The organism is Halorubrum californiense DSM 19288 (genome assembly GCF_000336875.1).
Lineage (GTDB): Archaea > Halobacteriota > Halobacteria > Halobacteriales > Haloferacaceae > Halorubrum > Halorubrum californiense.
The window spans coordinates 15,757-31,544 of record NZ_AOJK01000015.1 but is presented as its reverse complement, the minus strand read 5'-3'; the positions used below and the strand labels follow the sequence as shown (position 1 = coordinate 31,544).

Genomic DNA, 15,788 nt, shown 5'->3' with positions numbered 1-15,788 from the left:
CCACGCGATGCTCGATTTTTATCGTCGATTGTACCGGACGATCAGGCCCTCCTCGGGGGACGACGAGCCACGCCCGAATGACGGCGAGGTGCGCGCCGACGGCGGCGTCGTGAGCGACGGCCCCGCGGCCGACTCGCCGACGGAGCCGGACCAAGGCGCGACGGCGCGCCTCAAGGCGGCCTTGGACCGTCGGTTCGGGAGCGACTTCATGGAGTCGTCGATATTCTGGCTCCCGCCGTTCCTGCTGATGGGACTGTTCGTCTACGGTGCGGTCATCTGGAACCTCCTCATCTCGCTGACCGACTACGAGCGCTTCGAGAACGCGCCGGACTACTCGAACCTCGACTTCGAGATGTACACCCGGGCGTTCGCGGACTCCGGGTTCATCGACGCCGCGGTCAACACGCTCATCCTGCTCGTCCTGTTCACGATGGGGACACTCGCGGTCGGCCTGCTGCTGGCCATCCTGATCGACAGGGGGATCCGGTTCGAGAACTCGTTCCGGACGATCTACCTCCTGCCGATGAGCCTCTCGTTCGTGGTCACCGCCCAGTTCTGGCTGTGGATCTACAACTACAACAACGGGATCGCCAACAGCGTCATCGGGACGTTCGGTCTCGGTCCGGTGAGCTGGCTCGGTAATCAGGATATCGTCCTCTACGCGATCATCTTCGCGTTGATGTGGCAGTTCTCGGGGTACGCGATGGTCGTGTACCTCGCCGGCCTGCGCGCGATTCCGCGGGAACACTACGAGGCGGCCAAGGTCGACGGCGCGTCGAGCCTGAAGATGTACTGGCGCGTGATCATTCCGCAGTTGAAGGGCGCGACGATCAGCGCCGCCGTCGTGCTGATGGTGTTCGGCATGAAGGCGTTCGACTTCCTCTACTCGCTGGTGGGGGGGTACCGACCGCCGAACGGCGCCGACATCCTCGCGACGAAGATGGTGCGCGAGGCGTACGCGAACCTCAACTGGGCGTACGGGTCGGCGATCGCGATCGTCCTGTTCGCGATGGCGCTCGGCGTCATCGGCCCGTACCTCGTCTACGAATACCGGAGGGATAACCTATGAGCGACGAAGAACTTCGAACCGACGGCGGCGGCGCGACGGCGGACACCCGGTGGAACCTCGGGGGAGTGACGATCGAAGACGCCGCGCTGTACCTCGTCTTGGCCTTCGCGGCGGTGTTCTACCTGGTCCCGATCGAATCCGGGCTGGTGACGTCGTTCAAGACCGGAACCGCGATCATCGAGACGGCGCCGTTCGCGCCGCCCGGACCGTCCGGGTTCACTTTCGAGAAGTGGCAGACGGCGATCGACGCCCTGCTCCGCGGAATGGGGAACAGCCTGCTGTACGCCGTGCCCGCGACGGTCATCTCGGCGGTCGTCGGGAGCATTACGGCGTACGGGCTGACGATCCCGACCTGGAAGAAGTCGTACAAGGCGGTCGTGTTGATGCTCATCATCGCCGGGATCTTCATCCCGTATCAGGCCGTGCTGGTGCCGCTGACCCAGTTCTGGTCGCAGTGGGCCCAGCTCGACCAACTGCTGTCGTTCGTCTGGGCGCTCGGCATCTCGAACGATTACGCCGGCATCGTCGAACTGGTGATCACCCACGTCGCCTACGGGATCCCGATCTGTACGCTCCTGTTCCGGACGTACTACAAGACGATGAGCGAGGAGATGATCGAGTCGGCCCGCCTCGACGGGGCGACGCTCCGCCGGGTGTACCGCCGGATCGTCCTCCCGCTGTCGGGGCCGATGTTCGCCGTCGTCCTCATCTATCAGTTCACCCAGATCTGGAACGACCTCCTGTTCACGCTGGTGCTCGTCTCGACCGAGTCGAGCCCCGCGGCGCCCGTCGTGTTGATCCTCGCGGGCCTCGGGACCTCGCTGGAAGGGCAGGACTTCGCGCTCCGGATGGCCGGAGCGTTCTTCGCGGCGCTGCCGACGCTGGCGGTGTACATCTTCTTCGGCGAGGAGTTCGCCGAGGGGGTGGCGGCGTGACCCGGACGCCGGCATCGGCCGGCGGCGGCCGTCGCCCCGGGCGACGGCGGCCGGACTGCGAGGCGGCGCGGCGCGCGAACGACCACACGACACCGACCACAACACAAAGACATGGCAACGCTTGAACTCGACTCGATAACGAAGACGTTCCAGGACGGAGACGAGGAGATCGTCGCGGTCGACGACGTCTCGATGTCGATCGACGACGGCGAGTTCCTCGTCGTCGTCGGTCCGTCCGGCTGCGGGAAGTCCACGACGCTCCGGATGGTCGCCGGTCTGGAGACGATCACCGCCGGCACGCTCAGCATCGACGACCGCGTCGTCAACGACGTGAAATCACAGGACCGGGACATCGCGATGGTGTTCCAGTCGTACGCGCTCTACCCGCACATGAGCGTCCGACAGAACATGTCGTTCGGCCTAGAGGAGTCGACGGACCTCCCGGACGACGAGATCAACCGGATGGTCTCGGAGACGGGCGAGATGCTCGGCATCTCGAACCTGCTCGACCGGAAGCCGAGCGACCTCTCCGGCGGCCAACAGCAGCGCGTCGCGCTCGGCCGCGCCATCGTCCGCGACCCCGAGGTGTTCCTGATGGACGAGCCGCTGAGCAACCTCGACGCGAAGCTCCGCGCGGAGATGCGGACCGAACTCCAGCGGCTCCAGAACGACCTCGGCGTGACGACGGTGTACGTCACCCACGACCAGACGGAGGCGATGACGATGGGCGACCGGATCGCCATCCTCGACGGCGGCGAACTCCAGCAGATCGCGACGCCGCTGGAGTGTTACCACGAGCCGTCCAACCAGTTCGTCGCGAGCTTCCTCGGCGAACCGTCGATGAACTTCTTCGACGTGACGCTGGAGGACGACCGGCTCGTCGGGGACGAGTTCGAGTACCCGATCGATGCGGACGTCCGGGCAGACCTCGGCGACGCGAGCGACCTCGTCTTGGGGATCCGCCCCGAAGCCGTCGAACTCGTCGACGAGGCCGGCGACCACGAGTTCGAGACGACCGTCGACGTCGTCGAGCCGATGGGCGACGAGAACACGGTGTACCTCCACTTCGACCCGGACGCCGCCCCCGAACACGCGTCGGTGCTCGTCGCGACGATAGACGGGTTCAACCGGGTCAGCGAGGGCGACACGGTGACTGCGCGGATCCCGGAGGACGCGATCCACCTCTTCGACCGAAGCACGGGCGAGGCGCTCCACAACCGGTCGATGAAGGACGCGGCCGACCAAGTCGACCTCTGACCGGCGCCACGCGTCGGCGCGGATTTTTTTAATCGTCCTCTCGCCCCGACTCACCAGTACTTCGTCCGGTCGACGCCGTCGGCGATCAGCGCCGCGGCGGCGACGTGGGCGTACGCGCTCCAGCAGAGGGCGACGAGCGCCGCGACGCTCCGCGTGGCCGTGGCCGCGAGCGCGGTCCACGCGACGACGACGAGGACCGTCGCGCCGACCCACGCGAGGAAGTACGAGCTAGAGGCGGTCCCGGCGAGGGCGTCCCGCCGGAGGCCGGCCCGGAGCCCCTCGCGGACGCTCACGGCGGCCGCCGACGGGAAGAGGTACGCACAGACGACCGTGACGAGCAGCGCGACGGTCGAAAGTGTCGCGAGGCCCACGCCGCTCAGCGCGCTCGGGACCTGTCCGGCAGCGACGGCGTAGCCGACGCCGGCGAGGGTGACGGCCGCCGGGGAGAGGTATACGGCGGCGGCGCCGAAGAGCCGCGCAGCGAGCCGTGCCGTGGCGCTCGTCAGGACCGCGGGGAACCCCTCGCCCGCGAGCACGCCCCCGAGGAGGCCGAGGAACGCGGCGAGCGGGCCGACGGCGAGCAGGAGCGGGGCCAAAAGCGCCCAGTCGGGCCAGAGGCGGGCCGCGATCCGAAGCAGTGCGCCGCCGAGGAACAGCGCCGCGAGGCACGTCGCGGTGCCGTCCAGCCGCGTCCGGTCGGCGACCGGAGAGCGGAGGGCCTCGACGAACATTTCACGCACCCCGCGGCGGCCCGGCGGTGCCGCGCGCCCGCCGGCTGTCGGTCGGTTCGAACACGTTCGACCGCGTCGCCGTCGGTCCGCAAAACGGTGTCGGTCGCGCCCGCCGCGCGGAGCGCGGGTCGGTCACTCTCGGAGCCGCTCCATCTCGCGTCGGACCCCCTCGCGGACGCGGTCGGTGACGTCGCCGTCTCCCGGGTCGGCGACCGTCTCGGCGTCTTCGGTCTCCAGCAGGCGGTCGAGCTTGCGCTCGAACTCCCGCTCGTCGATGTCGCCGTTGGCGTACCGCTCGCGGAGGGCGTCGAGCGCGGGGTCGCCGGTCGCGTCGTCCTGGTCGTCGGGGTCGTCGTCCGGGACCGGCTTCGTCAGGGTGTGGAGGACGGGGAGGGCGATGACGAGGCCGAAAAACCACACGAGCGGGAGGGTCCACCAGAGGTTGGTGAGGAACGGGGCGGCGACGCCGGCGCCGACGACGCAGAGCGCGAACATCCGCCGCCAGCGGTGGCGGAGGTTCCACGCGAGCCGGCGGGCGAGTGCGGTCATGGTCGAGGCGACGCCTGCGAGGCCCAAAGCGGTTTCGTCGGCGGCCCGCGGCGGGGCGAGGCGGCCCTCACGCGGCCGCGCGGCCCTCGATCACCAGTCGATCGCCCGCGTCGACGCCGTGGCGGTCGCTCCACCCCCGGGGCACTTCGAGAACGTAGCGGCCGGTCCCCTCGTAGCGGGTGAGCGGCCGCGACTCCGGTTCCGCCTCGTGGATCGTCGTGACCGTGCCGTTCGCGTCGGAGAAGACGATGTCGAGCGCGAACGCCATGTCGCGCATCACGTAGGCGCGCTCCGCGGAGTCGCCGTGGACGAACAGCATCCCCTCGCCCGCGTCGAGGTCGTCGGTCGCGGAGAGTCCGACGTACCGCTTCACGAACCCGTCGGCGACCCGTGCCTCGACGGTCGCGAGCGACTCGCCGGTGTCACCGTCGACGGCCTCGACCGTGACGGTGTCGTAGCCGGTGATCAGGAGGGCCGGATTCGCGGCGGCAACGGCGACGCCGACGAGGGCGAACAGCGCGAGCGCGGCCGCGACACCGACGAGGCGGCGGTTCACGGTCGGGGTTCGCGTCGCGGAAGGAAATCGTTTTCCGCTCTCGGCGGGTTCAGACGGGTGAGGGCTCGTGGTCTAGCTGGTTATGACGCGGCCTTTACAAGGCTGAGATCGGCGGTTCGAACCCGCCCGAGCCCACTTTCGGCGCCGCGAACAACTCGTGAGCGGCGCCGCTGTGACTGTTCGAGGGCGGGTTCGAAGCAGGGAACGGAGCGAGCGAAGCGAGCGGAGTGAGTGAGGTTCGAACCCGCCCGAGCCCACTATTGCTGTCGCGAGCAATTTCGCGAGCGACAGCAACGTCGTGTTTGAGGGTGCGGGTAGAGGTGAGGACGGTTACTGGAACCCACTCCCGAGGGTTGCCTGTTCTTGACCGTCCGAGCCCCCGTCGATCGGCTCCGACTCGTTGTACGGAGAGTGCGTGACGGCGTATCCGGTCTCCGTCTGCTCGACGCCGTCGATCGTGTAGAGTTGGAGGGGTTTCTCCTGTTTCGTCGTCACCGGGAAGTCGTAGTTTTCGGCGTCGTATTTGAACTCCTTGCCGTCCGCCAAGCGCTGTTCGACGAACGCCTCGTGGTCGCGAATTCGTTTCGACACCGTGGCGTGAGCGAGTTCCGCCACGTCGGCGACCTCCGTGTCGAACACCTCCACGAACTCCTCTCGGAGTTCGTATCCGACGGAGTTCCGAGCGGCGATCATCGCCGCCAGAGAGGTCGTCCCGGTTCCCCAGAACGGGTCGAGGACCGTGTCCCCGTAGACGCTGTACATGTTGATGAGCCGGTACGGTACCGCCAGCGGGTACGCGGCCGAGCGGTCTCTGAGTTCGCTGTCCGCGTCCGTCAGCGCTTGGGACGCGCCGCGAACGTCTTCCCACACGTCGGAGAACCACTCGTTGCGCTCCTCCCAGAAGTACGCCGACTCGTATCGGACGTCGGTCCCGGACGGGAACTCCCGGCTCTGTTTCCCGTTACGGAAGACGAGCAGGTACTCGTGTTCGAGGGTCGCGTACGCGTTCGGCGGCATCATCCCCGACCCCATGAACTTCGCCGCCGAATTGGCGGGCTTTCGCCAGAGGATGTCCGGAAGGGGTTCGAACCCCAGTTCGTCGAAGTACTCGGTGATGCGCGCGTGGTTCTGGTACACTCTGAAACTGTCGTCCACCTTCCGAGTCGCGTCGCCGATGTTGATGCACGCGATGCCGCCGTCCACGAGGACGCGGTTCACCTCGTCCCACGTCTCGTTGAGTTCCTCGTGCATCAGGTCGAAGGCCCGCCGACCGTCGCCCTCGTCGAGTGTCGTTTCGATATCCGAATTGAGCGAAAAGAAGAGGTCGTCCCACATCTCGATCATCGGGTACGGAGGGGAAGTGACGACGAGTTCGACGCCGTCGTCTTCGATCTCCGAGAGCGAGTTCGAGTTTCCGATGAAAATATCGTGGGCAGTTTTCATACGAGGAAGCTACTCACGCGGGCGTTTGTAGTTATTGGTGGCGTTCAGCGCGAGTCGCCCCCGTATACGGGTTCGACGCCTATCTCGTCGGTTACTTCGGATGCGTCGACTCGCATCGCTTTGTTCGACTTATTTTCGTCGTAGGTGACGATCGGAACGTCGATCCCCTCCTGAAGGTCGTCCGGGTACGTGGTCGGTTTGATTTGGACGGGCTGCTCGCCGATGTATCCGTCAATACCCTTGCTTTCGTCCGCAGCGGTCGCGCGAGTTGCGTCTTCGTCGTACAGTTCACCCAATTTGCGCAGTACCGCTTCCTGAATGTCGAACCCCTCGTAGGTTTTGAACAGGACCAGATCGCGGAGGAAGTCGTGTGTCATCTCCTCGTCGATCTGCTCGAACGCCTGCCGCATCTTCTCGACCATCGGGTAGGCGATGTCGGTCGCTTCTTCGAGCCGATCGTCGCCGTCGTACTCTGTTTTGTAGTAAGTCACCCAATCCTCGAACGTTCCGTCGGGGTGCTTCTGCCGGAACTCTTCGATGATATCGCTCATCTGTCCGACGACTTTCGGACGATTAGATTGTGAGAGGTTGACCGCGGGCCGCAGCAGGTACGTCGTGTACTTCGGATTGTCGACCGGAAAGTCCTCGACTTCTTCAGAGACCAGCCGGTCACGCTCTTCCACAGAAATTCTGAACTCATCTCTGTCAGACATCATTCGATGTACATGTCAACATGTGAAAAGCACATGGCTACGGAGTCAATAGCATGGAACCGGAGGTATGTCGGACTCGCGTAGTGCTGACGAATCCCCCAAACCGCTCGCGATCCGCCGCGAACGAGTCGCTTACAGGTCGTCCGCGTCGAACTTCAGCAGGCCGGCGAGCGGCGGCGCGACCGTCCAGAACACCAGCATCGCGGCCGCGGAGAGCTGCTGGTTCGCGCTGTCGCCGCTGAAGAGCTGTCCGCCGAGGAACGCGTTCGACAGCACCTCGACCGCGGTCGTGGGGTTCGACACGCGGAGGAACACCTCGATCTGGGTCGCCGAGAGGGGGAGCGCGTCAACGAGCGGGCCGGCGGCGCCGATCAGTCGCCCGGTGATGATGCCCCACAGGAGGACGAACAGCACGTAGATACCGATGCTACCGATGAGGGCGCGCAACTGCGTCGCGGAGGCGGCCGAACAACCGACCGAGATGGCGACGAAGACGACGCCGAGGGCGGCCGCGAAGACGGTGTAGCCGAAGAACGACCCGGCGTTGAACGTGACGGGCGCGACGATCAGCACGGCCGCCGGCAGCAGGAAGCCGGCGAACACCGCGAGCGCGAGCGCCGCGCCGCGGCCGACCACCTTCCCGAACACCACATCGGCCCGCGAGTGGGGGAGCGAGAGGAGCAGTTTCAGCGACCCGGACTCGCGTTCGCCGCTGACGGCGCTGTAGCCGACGACGACGCCGACGAGCGGGACGAGGTAGGTCACGAGGACCGGGCCGACAAAGAAGCTTAACAGCGCCTCCGTGGCGAACTGCTCGTTCTGTCCGGTCGGGCGAACGATGAACGCGAGCACCGAGACGAGCAGCGAGAACAGCGCCACCAAGGCGATCATGCCGCGCGACTGGACCGTCTCCTGTAGGTCCTTCCGGGCGATCGCGGCGAGGCTCATCGGTCCACCCCCTCGGGCGTCGGGTCGTCGTTCGTCGGGTCGGCGTCGGTGTGGTCGCCGTCCGGGGGACTACCGGCTTCGCCCTCCGTGTACGCCAAGAAGAGGTCCTCCAGCGAGGCCTCGCGGGTGTGGAAGTCGGCGACATCGACGCCCGCGTCCTCCAAGGCCGCGATGACGGCGGTCTTCGCGTCGCTGTCGCAGTTCACCACCAGTTCGTCGCCGTCGCGGGTGACGCCCGAGACGCCGTCGAGCGCGCGGACCGCCGCCACCGCGTCGTCGTCGGCGCCCGCGGCCGCGACCTCCAGCGTCTCCTCGCCGCCGACGGCCTCGCGGAGCCCCTCGACGGAGTCTTCGGCCACCAGTTCGCCGTCGCGGAGGATGCCGACGCGGTCGCAGACGGCGTCGACCTGTTCGAGGATGTGCGACGAGAAGAAGACGGTGGCGCCGCGCTCGGCCTCCGCCCGGACGATCTCGCGCATCTCCTTGGCGCCGGCCGGGTCGAGGCCGGAGGAGGGCTCGTCGAGGATCAGCAGGTCGGGGTCGTCGACGAGCGCCATCGCCAGCGCGAGCCGCTGACGCATCCCCTTCGAGTACTCGCCGGCGTCCCGGTCCGCGGCGTCGGCGAGGCCGACGCGGTCGAGCAGCGCGTCCGGGTCGTCGTCCGCCTCCTTCGACTCGACGGCGAACTCGACGTGTTTCCGCCCGGAGAGGCGGTCGTACACCGAGAAGCCGTCGGGGAGCACGCCGGTCCGACGCCGGATCTCGACACCGTCGGTCGCGACGTCGGCGCCAAGGACGCGGACCGTCCCCGCGGTCGGCCGGACGAGGTCGAGGAGCATGTCGATCGTCGTGGACTTGCCGGCGCCGTTCGGGCCGAGGAACCCGTACACCTCGCCGTCTTCGACGGTGAGATCGAGGTCGCGAACGGCCGTGACCTCGGCGAACTCCTTGGTCACGCCCCGTAGCTCGATGGCGGTCATATCCTTCGATACCGGCGTGGCTCGATAAAGGGTTGCGGGTCGAAGCGCGGAACGTCCGTCCGTTCGACAAGTATGTCGAATAACATATATTTTCTCTGATACCAGAAGAGTTTGTCCAAAAGCAATAAAAATAACACCCAGTTCTCCGACCGTTTTGTTCGAGCGAAATGATCCAACAAACGAAAGAAAAACACAGTTTTGGCCGTTTAGACCCTGTATAGAGATTATTCCGCGTGAAAATTAAGTGAAATTTCTGACATATCGGCCAGTATGGCACCGGTATCATTTCAAGCAGCTGTTGAGTTTGCGCACAGTCCGCTACTAACGTTCATAATTGGTCTGATGCTTGTCGTCGCGCTGCTCGTGTGGCCGGACCTCCCGGCGTTCATCGGGCTGATCATCTCGGCGTTCCTGGTCGGCGTGGTGAACACGGTGTTCGTCGCCGACTTCACCGCGGCCGACGCCGGGAGCCAAGTCGCGACGGCGTTGGGCAACGGGATGGCCGGGATCGGGATCCCGATCCTCATGGCCGCGATCATCGGCAAGGGGATGCTGGAGAGCGGCGCGGCACAGCGGTCGTCCGCAGGTTCCAGAGCCTCCTCGGCGAGAGCAACTCCGACGTGGCGCTGCTCGGAAGCAGTTCGGTGCTCGCGGTCCCGGTGTTCTTCGACAGCGTGTTCTACCTGATGGCGCCGCTCGCGCGCTCCGTGCGGGCGCGCGTCGGCCGCGACTACACGCTGTTCATCGTCGTCGTCGGCGCGGGGGCCGCGACGACGCACGTGTTCGTCCCGCCCACGCCCGGCCCGCTGGCGGTCGCCAGATCAACAGCCGGCTCGACATCCCGCTGCGCGACACGATGGCGACCTCGACGGAGGAGCTACAGGAGGTCGCGGACCGGCCGACCAGCGAGCTGCCGGGCGTGGTCGAGTCGCTGGCGCCGATCCTGCTGGCCGTCCTGCTGATCGCCTCGTCGACCGCCGTCAACACGTTCAGGAGGTCTCCCGGCGCTCGCCTCGCTCCAGCCGGCCACCGACTTCCTCGGCAACAAGAACGTCGCGCTGACGATCGCCGCGCTCGCGGCCGCGTACACCTTCTACCGCTACGACGACATGACCCGAAGCGAGTGGAGCGACGAGCTCACCGAGGCGCTGAAAAGCGGCGGGAACATCGCCGCGATCACGGCGGCCGGCGGCGCGTGCGGCGCGCTGCTCGCCGCGTCCGGCATCGGAGATTACCTGATTAACGCGCTTCAGGAGGTCGGTATCGGCTTGCTCGTCACGGCGTGGCTCATCGCCGCGATCGTCCGCATCGCTCAGGGGTCGGCCACGGCCGCGATGTTGACCGCCGCGGGAATCATGGCGCCGCTCACCGGCCAGCTGACCGTCCACCCGGCCTACCTGGTGATGGTCATCGGCGCCGGCGGGAACATCTTCTCGTGGTTCAACGACTCGGGCTTCTGGCTCGTCAGCGAGATCGGCGGGCTCACCAAGCGGGAGACGCTCCAGACGTGGACCGCCCTCACGACGATCATCTCGGTGACCGGACTGATCACCGTGCTAATCTTGTCGACGGTCCTCCCGCTCGCCTGAGGCGAGCGACCCGTTTTTCGGAGCGGTTTTTTCGGCGATCGCACCGCGCCAGCGACCGCGCCGTCGCTACTCGTCGCCCTCGGGCGGCCACGGCACGCCGCGGTCCGCGAGCAGGTCGCCGAACCCGTCCTCGTCGAAGACCGGCACGTCCTCGGCGGCCGCGTCCTCGCGCTTCGACCGCCCCGGGTTCTCGCCCGCGACGAGGTAGTCGGTGTTCCCGGAAACGCTCGACGTGGCGTTCGCGCCGCGCGCCTCGACGTGGGCTTGCGCCTCGCTCCGCGGGACGGAGAGCGACCCTGTGAACACGAACGTGAGCCCGTCGAGCGCGTCGGCCGAGCCGTCGCCCGCGTCGGTCTCGAACGGCTCTGGGTCGACGCCGCGCTCGCGGAGCCCCTCGATCGCGGCGCGGTTCTCCTCGCGGTCGAGGAACGTCCGGATCGACGCCGCCACCTCGGGGCCGACGTCGTCGACCTCGCGGAGGGTCGCTTCGTCGGCGTCGAGGAGGGCGTCGAGCGTCCCGAAGTGCGCGGCGAGCGCCCGGGCCGTCGTCGCGCCCACGTCGGGGATACCGAGCCCGGCGAGGAAGTCGTCGAGCGGCGGGCGCTTCGTCGCGTCGAGTTCGCGGATCAGGTTCTCGGCGCTCGTCTCGCCCCACCCTTCCAGCGCGGCGAGTTCGTCGGCGGTCAGGTCGTAGAGGTCCGGCAGCGACTCGACGAGGCCGGCCTCGCGGAGCTGTTCGACCCGCTCCGGCCCGAGCCCCTCCACGTCGAGCGCGTCGCGGCGCGCCCAGTGTTCGACCGCGCGCTCCAGCTGCGCGGAGCAGCCGAGCCCGCCGGTACAGAACGCGAGCGGGCCGTCGCGTTCGATCTCGGCCCCGCAGACGGGGCAGGCGTCGGAGAACGCGTACGTCCCCTCGCTCCGCTTCTCGACGACCGCTGGGACGTACGGGATCACGTCGCCGGCGCGGTAGATCCGGACTCGGTCGCCGACGTTCACGCTGAGCGCCTCGATCTCGGCGGGGTTGTGGAGCGTCGCGCGCGAGACCGTGACGCCGCCGACGTCGACGGGGTCGAGTTCGGCGACGGGCGTGAGCCGCCCGGTGCGGCCCACCTGAACCGTGATTCCCTCGACCGTGGTCGTCGCGGTGCGCGGGGGGAACTTGTGCGCGAACGCCCAGCGCGGCGCGCGCGACGTGCTCCCGAGCGCCTCGCGGTGCGCGAGCGCGTCGACCTTGATCACCACGCCGTCGACCGCGTAGTTCAGGTCGTCGCGTTCGGCCAGTATTTCGTCGCGGTAGTCGATCGCGGCCTCGACGTCGTCGACGATCTCCACACGGTCGTTCCGGCGGAGACCGAGAGACGCAAACGCGTCGAGCGCGTCGCGGTGGCGGGCGGGGCGCTCCGGGCCGTCCGCGCCCGTCTCCCACGCGAGCACGTCGAAGAAGAAGACGTCGAGGGGGCGCTCGGCGACGACCGCCGGGTCCAGCTGGCGGAGCGTGCCCGCCGCGGCGTTGCGCGGGTTCGCGAACGGCTCCTCGCCGCGCTCGATCAGCTCGTCGTTGTACGCCTCGAAGGCGTCGCGGGGCATGTAGACCTCGCCGCGGACCGCGAGTCGCTCGGGATGGTCGTCGCCCCGGAGCCGGGCGGGAACCGAGCCGATCGTGCGGACCTGCTCGGTCACGTCGTCGCCCTCGCGGCCGTCGCCGCGGGTGGCCGCGCGGACGTACTCGCCGTCCTCGTAGATCACCTCGATCGAGAGGCCGTCGAACTTCGGCTCGCAGACGTACGCGAGGTCGTCCGGGTCGAACCCGGGGCGGTCGCCGGACTCGGCAGCGTCCGCGAGCCCCTTGCGGACGCGCTCGTCGAACTCGCGGACCGCGTCGGCGTCGGTGTCGTTGTCGATCGACAGCATCGGGGCGACGTGCTCGACCGTCTCCAGCGCGTCGAGCGGTTCGCCGCCGACGCGCTGCGTCGGCGAGTTCTCGGTCGGGAGATCGAACGCGGCTTCGAGTTCCGCCAGCCGAGCGAACAGCGCGTCGTACGCCTCGTCCGAGACGAGGGGGTCGGCCGCGACGTAGTACCGGTGGTCGTGTTCGCGGACCGCCGCCCGGAGCAGTTCGGCCTGCTCGCCGGCCTCGGCTTCGGAGAGTCCGTCGACCGGGTCGAAGTCGGTCGGCGGGTCCTCGACGTAGGGGTTCTCGGCCGGGTCCGCGTGCCGGGTCGACGACCCGGATTGCGCGCTCGTCATCAGCCGATCCTTGCGTCTGCTCGGGTTAAAGGCGACCGTTCGTCGCGTTCGGCGCCGGGAGCGCGGACCGACGGCGGCGGGCCAGAATTGAAGATCTGCGTGGGACGACGACTGCCAGTTATAAACCAACGAACGCGCAGTGCGGTCGGCGCGCCGGTGAGCGGCCGCCACCGGCGGCCGCGAACCGCCCGCGAGGGAGTCGGTCGCCCAGAGCGGAGCGACGGGCGACCGACGAGGCTGGGGAGGTGTGAGGCTGCGGTGCGGTCGGGTGGGACACAAAGGGGCAGTCACCGGCGGCGGAGCCGCCGGTTGCCCGTGGCGCGTAGCGCCACGCTGTCGCGAGGGCGTCGCAGGCGATGGAAGCACCGCAACGAGGGAGCGAACGGAGTGAGCGACCGAGTGAGGAGCACGGCGAGCGTGCGACGCCCTCGCGACTGGGGCTTTGGCGGTGTTCGCCGTCAGTTCGGTGACAGCGGTCCGGAACCGAACGGTCGAGGCTTCAGGAGCCTTCGCCCCGGAGTCGTCGTCCGGTGAGAAACACTCGACTGCGACACCGCTCGCTCGCTTGTTTATAAACCGCCACACCGAAACCGAATCTCCCCTATTCCACGCGCTCACCGCGCGCGAACACCGCGTCCGGGTCCTGCCACGCTTCGACGTCCTCGGTCGGGTCGGCGTCGAGGACGACGAGGTCCGCCTGATACCCCTCGGCGACGCGCCCCACGTTGTCGAGCCCGAGCAGGTCCGCGGCGTTGACGGTGGCGGCCTCCAGCGCTCGCTCCGGCGGGAGCCCGTAGTCGACCATGTACGCCATCTCTTGGGGGATCTCCTCGAAGAAGTTGAACGGGGTTCCCGCGTCGGTCCCCATCGCGATGGGGACGCCCGCGTCGAGCGCGTGGTCCCACGCGTCGTCGAAGCGGTCCGCGGCGTCTTCCGCCTTCGCGACGGCGTCCTCGGGGATGCCGGCTTCGACGCCGTTGTCGACGATGCCGCGGAGCGCGCTCGCGGTCGGTACCCAGTAGGTACCGCGCTCGGCCATCATCTCGGCGGCCTCGCGGTCCATGAACGTCCCGTGTTCGACACTGGAGATGCCGGCCTCCACTGCGTTCTTGATCCCCGCCTCGCCGTGGGCGTGGGCCGCGGTCGGCGTGTCGGTGGGCGCGGCCGCGTCGGTGAACGCGGCGAGCTCTTCGGGGGTGAGCTCCGGCGCGCCCGTCACCGCGCCCTCGGTGAGCACGCCCCCGGTCGCCATACACTTGAGCACGTCCGCGCCGGCCTTCAGCTGCTCGCGGGCCGCCTTCCGCACTTCGTCGGGGCCGTCGGCCTCGCGGCCGAACCAGTTGCCGTGGCCGCCGGTCATGATCACGTTGCGGCCGCAGGCGAGCACGCGCGGCCCGTCGATCTGGCCCGCGGCGACCGCCTCGCCCGCGTCGAGCGCGAGCGTCCCGCGGCTGCCGAGGTCGCGAACGGTCGTGACGCCGGCCGAGACGGCGGCTTCGAGGTTGCTCGTGGCCCGGTAGCTCGCGGTGTAATCGCTGTCGGAGACCGCCGTCGAAACGTCGGGGCGCCCGTCCATCATGGCGTGGACGTGCGCGTCGATCAGCCCGGGCGCGACCACGCGGTCGCTCGCGTCGACGCGTTCGAGGTGCTCGTCTGGGACGTCCTCGACCGCGCGCTCGACCGTGTCGGGGTCGCCGACGGCGGCAATCTCGCCGTCGACGACCGCGACGTCCGCGGTCCGCGTTCCGTCGGCGTCGGCCACTCGACCCCCGGTGAACAGGTACGCGTCTGCGTGTGCCATGCCAGTGTGAGGGACGGACGAACGGGTAAACGCTCGGGTCGCGGTAGTCGCGAACTCCCGCGTCGAACCGTGCCCCGTCGCCCCTATTTATGACCGGATGGCCGGAGTCGCCCCCGGATATGAGAACAGATAACAAATCTGGCGGAGACGGTGGCCTGTACGAGCGGCGGATCGGCACGCCCACCACGAACGACGAGGTGAACGGCTACTGGCTGTTCGGCTTCGGCGTGCTGCTCGGCCTCGCCGGCGTCGCGGTGTTCTTCCTCACAGACTCGGCCACGACGACACGGGGAATCGGGTACGCGCTGGCGGCGCTGGCGCCGCCGTTCATCATGCTCGGCGCCGTGATCCGCTTCCCGCTCCGCCGGACCGGAACGTACCTCGGCTACCTCGGGACGGCGGTGAGCGTCCTCGGCGTCGTGTGGTTCGTCAACATTTTTCTGGGCGGGTGGTTCACGACGTCCGGCGATCCGACCGTGATCACGCTGTACGGGGTCGGGCTCCTCCTCATCGGACTGGCCGGGACGGTCGTGCCGCTGCTCTCCGACCCCGTCTACGAGGACTACGAGCGCATGCGCGACGAGACCGCGGCCGCGACGGCGGCGACCGAGGAGACGACCGAAGAGCTGGCGACGACCCGCGAGGAGCTGGCGGCGATGGAGTCCGAGCTGGACACCGCTCGCGAGGAACTCTCGGAGACCGAGGCCGAACTGGAGACGACCGAGTCGGCGCTCGACGCCGCCCGCGAGGACCTGACGGCCGCCGAGGCCGCGGCCGCGTCGCTGCGCGAGAGCAAGGCCCGGTTCGGGCTGTTCGAGGACGCGAGCGGGAAGCCGCGCTGGCGGCTCCGCCACCGCAACGGCAACGTCCTCGCGGACTCTGGCGAGGGGTACGCCTCCCGGTCGAACGCCGTCGAGGCCGTGACCCGCGTGAAGGCGAACGCGCCCGGCGCGGAGACGGTCGAGAAGTA

Annotated in this window: 12 protein-coding genes, 1 tRNA gene and 2 pseudogenes; 6 read left to right on the top strand and 9 right to left on the bottom strand. The window is 68.2% G+C overall.

The genetic code is table 11. From position 1 onward, the window contains the following. The first annotated feature begins 7 nt into the window (after nucleotides 1–7). The 3 genes from C463_RS02910 (at nucleotide 8) to C463_RS02900 (ending at nucleotide 3,261) form a co-directional block, all read left to right on the top strand. Nucleotides 8–1,069 (top strand): carbohydrate ABC transporter permease, encoded by a 1,062-nt coding sequence (locus tag C463_RS02910; RefSeq protein ID WP_394295259.1) that lies wholly within the window; start codon nucleotides 8–10, stop codon nucleotides 1,067–1,069. Further along, nucleotides 1,066–2,004, top strand: a complete 939-nt coding sequence (locus tag C463_RS02905) for a carbohydrate ABC transporter permease (protein WP_008440917.1) — start codon at nucleotides 1,066–1,068, stop codon at nucleotides 2,002–2,004. Before C463_RS02910 ends, C463_RS02905 begins: the two co-directional genes overlap by 4 nt. 111 nt (nucleotides 2,005–2,115) lie before the next feature. Next, nucleotides 2,116–3,261 (top strand): ABC transporter ATP-binding protein, encoded by a 1,146-nt coding sequence (locus tag C463_RS02900; RefSeq protein ID WP_008440916.1) that lies wholly within the window; start codon nucleotides 2,116–2,118, stop codon nucleotides 3,259–3,261. A gap of 50 nt (nucleotides 3,262–3,311) precedes the next feature. Here the strand turns inward: C463_RS02900 and C463_RS02895 are convergent, their stop codons facing one another. From C463_RS02895 to C463_RS02885, 3 genes are all read right to left on the bottom strand, one after another. Further along, nucleotides 3,312–3,992, bottom strand: coding sequence for a hypothetical protein (locus C463_RS02895; protein WP_008440915.1), 681 nt, complete (start codon nucleotides 3,990–3,992; stop codon nucleotides 3,312–3,314). 132 nt (nucleotides 3,993–4,124) lie between these two features. Next, nucleotides 4,125–4,541, bottom strand: a complete 417-nt coding sequence (locus C463_RS02890) for an SHOCT domain-containing protein (RefSeq protein WP_008440914.1) — start codon at nucleotides 4,539–4,541, stop codon at nucleotides 4,125–4,127. A 67-nt stretch (nucleotides 4,542–4,608) separates the two neighbouring features. After that, nucleotides 4,609–5,097 (bottom strand): DUF192 domain-containing protein, encoded by a 489-nt coding sequence (locus C463_RS02885; RefSeq protein ID WP_008440913.1) that lies wholly within the window; start codon nucleotides 5,095–5,097, stop codon nucleotides 4,609–4,611. A 61-nt stretch (nucleotides 5,098–5,158) separates the two neighbouring features. On the opposite strand from C463_RS02885, the gene C463_RS02880 reads away from it, so the two are divergent. Continuing rightward, nucleotides 5,159–5,232: transfer RNA gene (locus C463_RS02880), tRNA-Val, on the top strand. A 195-nt stretch (nucleotides 5,233–5,427) separates the two neighbouring features. On the opposite strand, the gene C463_RS02875 is transcribed toward C463_RS02880, so the two are convergent. The 4 genes from C463_RS02875 to C463_RS02860 all read right to left on the bottom strand — a co-directional run bounded on the left by C463_RS02875 (nucleotide 5,428) and on the right by C463_RS02860 (nucleotide 9,181). Beyond that, on the bottom strand, nucleotides 5,428–6,540 hold the full coding sequence (locus C463_RS02875) for a DNA-methyltransferase (protein WP_008440912.1): 1,113 nt from the start codon (nucleotides 6,538–6,540) through the stop codon (nucleotides 5,428–5,430). Between the two features lie 44 nt (nucleotides 6,541–6,584). Next, nucleotides 6,585–7,253: an MjaI family restriction endonuclease gene (locus C463_RS02870; protein ID WP_080510760.1), complete on the bottom strand. Its 669-nt coding sequence runs from the start codon at nucleotides 7,251–7,253 to the stop codon at nucleotides 6,585–6,587. Nucleotides 7,254–7,385: 132 nt separating this feature from the next. Continuing rightward, nucleotides 7,386–8,201 (bottom strand): ABC transporter permease, encoded by an 816-nt coding sequence (locus tag C463_RS02865; protein ID WP_008440910.1) that lies wholly within the window; start codon nucleotides 8,199–8,201, stop codon nucleotides 7,386–7,388. Beyond that, nucleotides 8,198–9,181 (bottom strand): ABC transporter ATP-binding protein, encoded by a 984-nt coding sequence (locus tag C463_RS02860; RefSeq protein WP_008440909.1) that lies wholly within the window; start codon nucleotides 9,179–9,181, stop codon nucleotides 8,198–8,200. Before C463_RS02860 ends, C463_RS02865 begins: the two co-directional genes overlap by 4 nt. Before the next feature lie 270 nt (nucleotides 9,182–9,451). Between C463_RS02860 and C463_RS02855 the strand changes: the two are divergent. Beyond that, a pseudogene (locus C463_RS02855) lies at nucleotides 9,452–10,770 on the top strand (GntP family permease). A gap of 66 nt (nucleotides 10,771–10,836) precedes the next feature. On the opposite strand, the gene ligA reads toward C463_RS02855, so the two are convergent. After that, entirely contained in the window at nucleotides 10,837–13,017 is a 2,181-nt protein-coding gene (gene ligA / locus C463_RS02850) for an NAD-dependent DNA ligase LigA (RefSeq protein ID WP_008440907.1), read from the bottom strand. 601 nt (nucleotides 13,018–13,618) lie between these two features. Then, nucleotides 13,619–14,818: a metal-dependent hydrolase family protein gene (locus C463_RS02845; protein WP_008440906.1), complete on the bottom strand. Its 1,200-nt coding sequence runs from the start codon at nucleotides 14,816–14,818 to the stop codon at nucleotides 13,619–13,621. Between the two features lie 119 nt (nucleotides 14,819–14,937). On the opposite strand from C463_RS02845, the pseudogene C463_RS02840 reads away from it, so the two are divergent. Continuing rightward, nucleotides 14,938–15,771 (top strand): annotated as a pseudogene (locus C463_RS02840) (YegP family protein); the annotation flags it as partial. Between the last annotated feature and the right edge of the window lie 17 nt (nucleotides 15,772–15,788).

What these genes read in the sequence shown, in the direction of transcription:
- C463_RS02910 (WP_394295259.1), top strand. Translation starts at nt 8, where the DNA reads ATGCTCGATTTTTATCGTCGATTGTACCGGACGATCAGGCCCTCCTCG.
- C463_RS02905 (WP_008440917.1), top strand. Translation starts at nt 1,066, where the DNA reads ATGAGCGACGAAGAACTTCGAACCGACGGCGGCGGCGCGACGGCGGAC.
- C463_RS02900 (WP_008440916.1), top strand. Translation starts at nt 2,116, where the DNA reads ATGGCAACGCTTGAACTCGACTCGATAACGAAGACGTTCCAGGACGGA.
- C463_RS02895 (WP_008440915.1), bottom strand. Translation starts at nt 3,992, where the DNA reads ATGTTCGTCGAGGCCCTCCGCTCTCCGGTCGCCGACCGGACGCGGCTG.
- C463_RS02890 (WP_008440914.1), bottom strand. Translation starts at nt 4,541, where the DNA reads ATGACCGCACTCGCCCGCCGGCTCGCGTGGAACCTCCGCCACCGCTGG.
- C463_RS02875 (WP_008440912.1), bottom strand. Translation starts at nt 6,540, where the DNA reads ATGAAAACTGCCCACGATATTTTCATCGGAAACTCGAACTCGCTCTCG.
- C463_RS02870 (WP_080510760.1), bottom strand. Translation starts at nt 7,253, where the DNA reads ATGTCTGACAGAGATGAGTTCAGAATTTCTGTGGAAGAGCGTGACCGG.
- C463_RS02865 (WP_008440910.1), bottom strand. Translation starts at nt 8,201, where the DNA reads ATGAGCCTCGCCGCGATCGCCCGGAAGGACCTACAGGAGACGGTCCAG.
- C463_RS02860 (WP_008440909.1), bottom strand. Translation starts at nt 9,181, where the DNA reads ATGACCGCCATCGAGCTACGGGGCGTGACCAAGGAGTTCGCCGAGGTC.
- ligA (WP_008440907.1), bottom strand. Translation starts at nt 13,017, where the DNA reads ATGACGAGCGCGCAATCCGGGTCGTCGACCCGGCACGCGGACCCGGCC.
- C463_RS02845 (WP_008440906.1), bottom strand. Translation starts at nt 14,818, where the DNA reads ATGGCACACGCAGACGCGTACCTGTTCACCGGGGGTCGAGTGGCCGAC.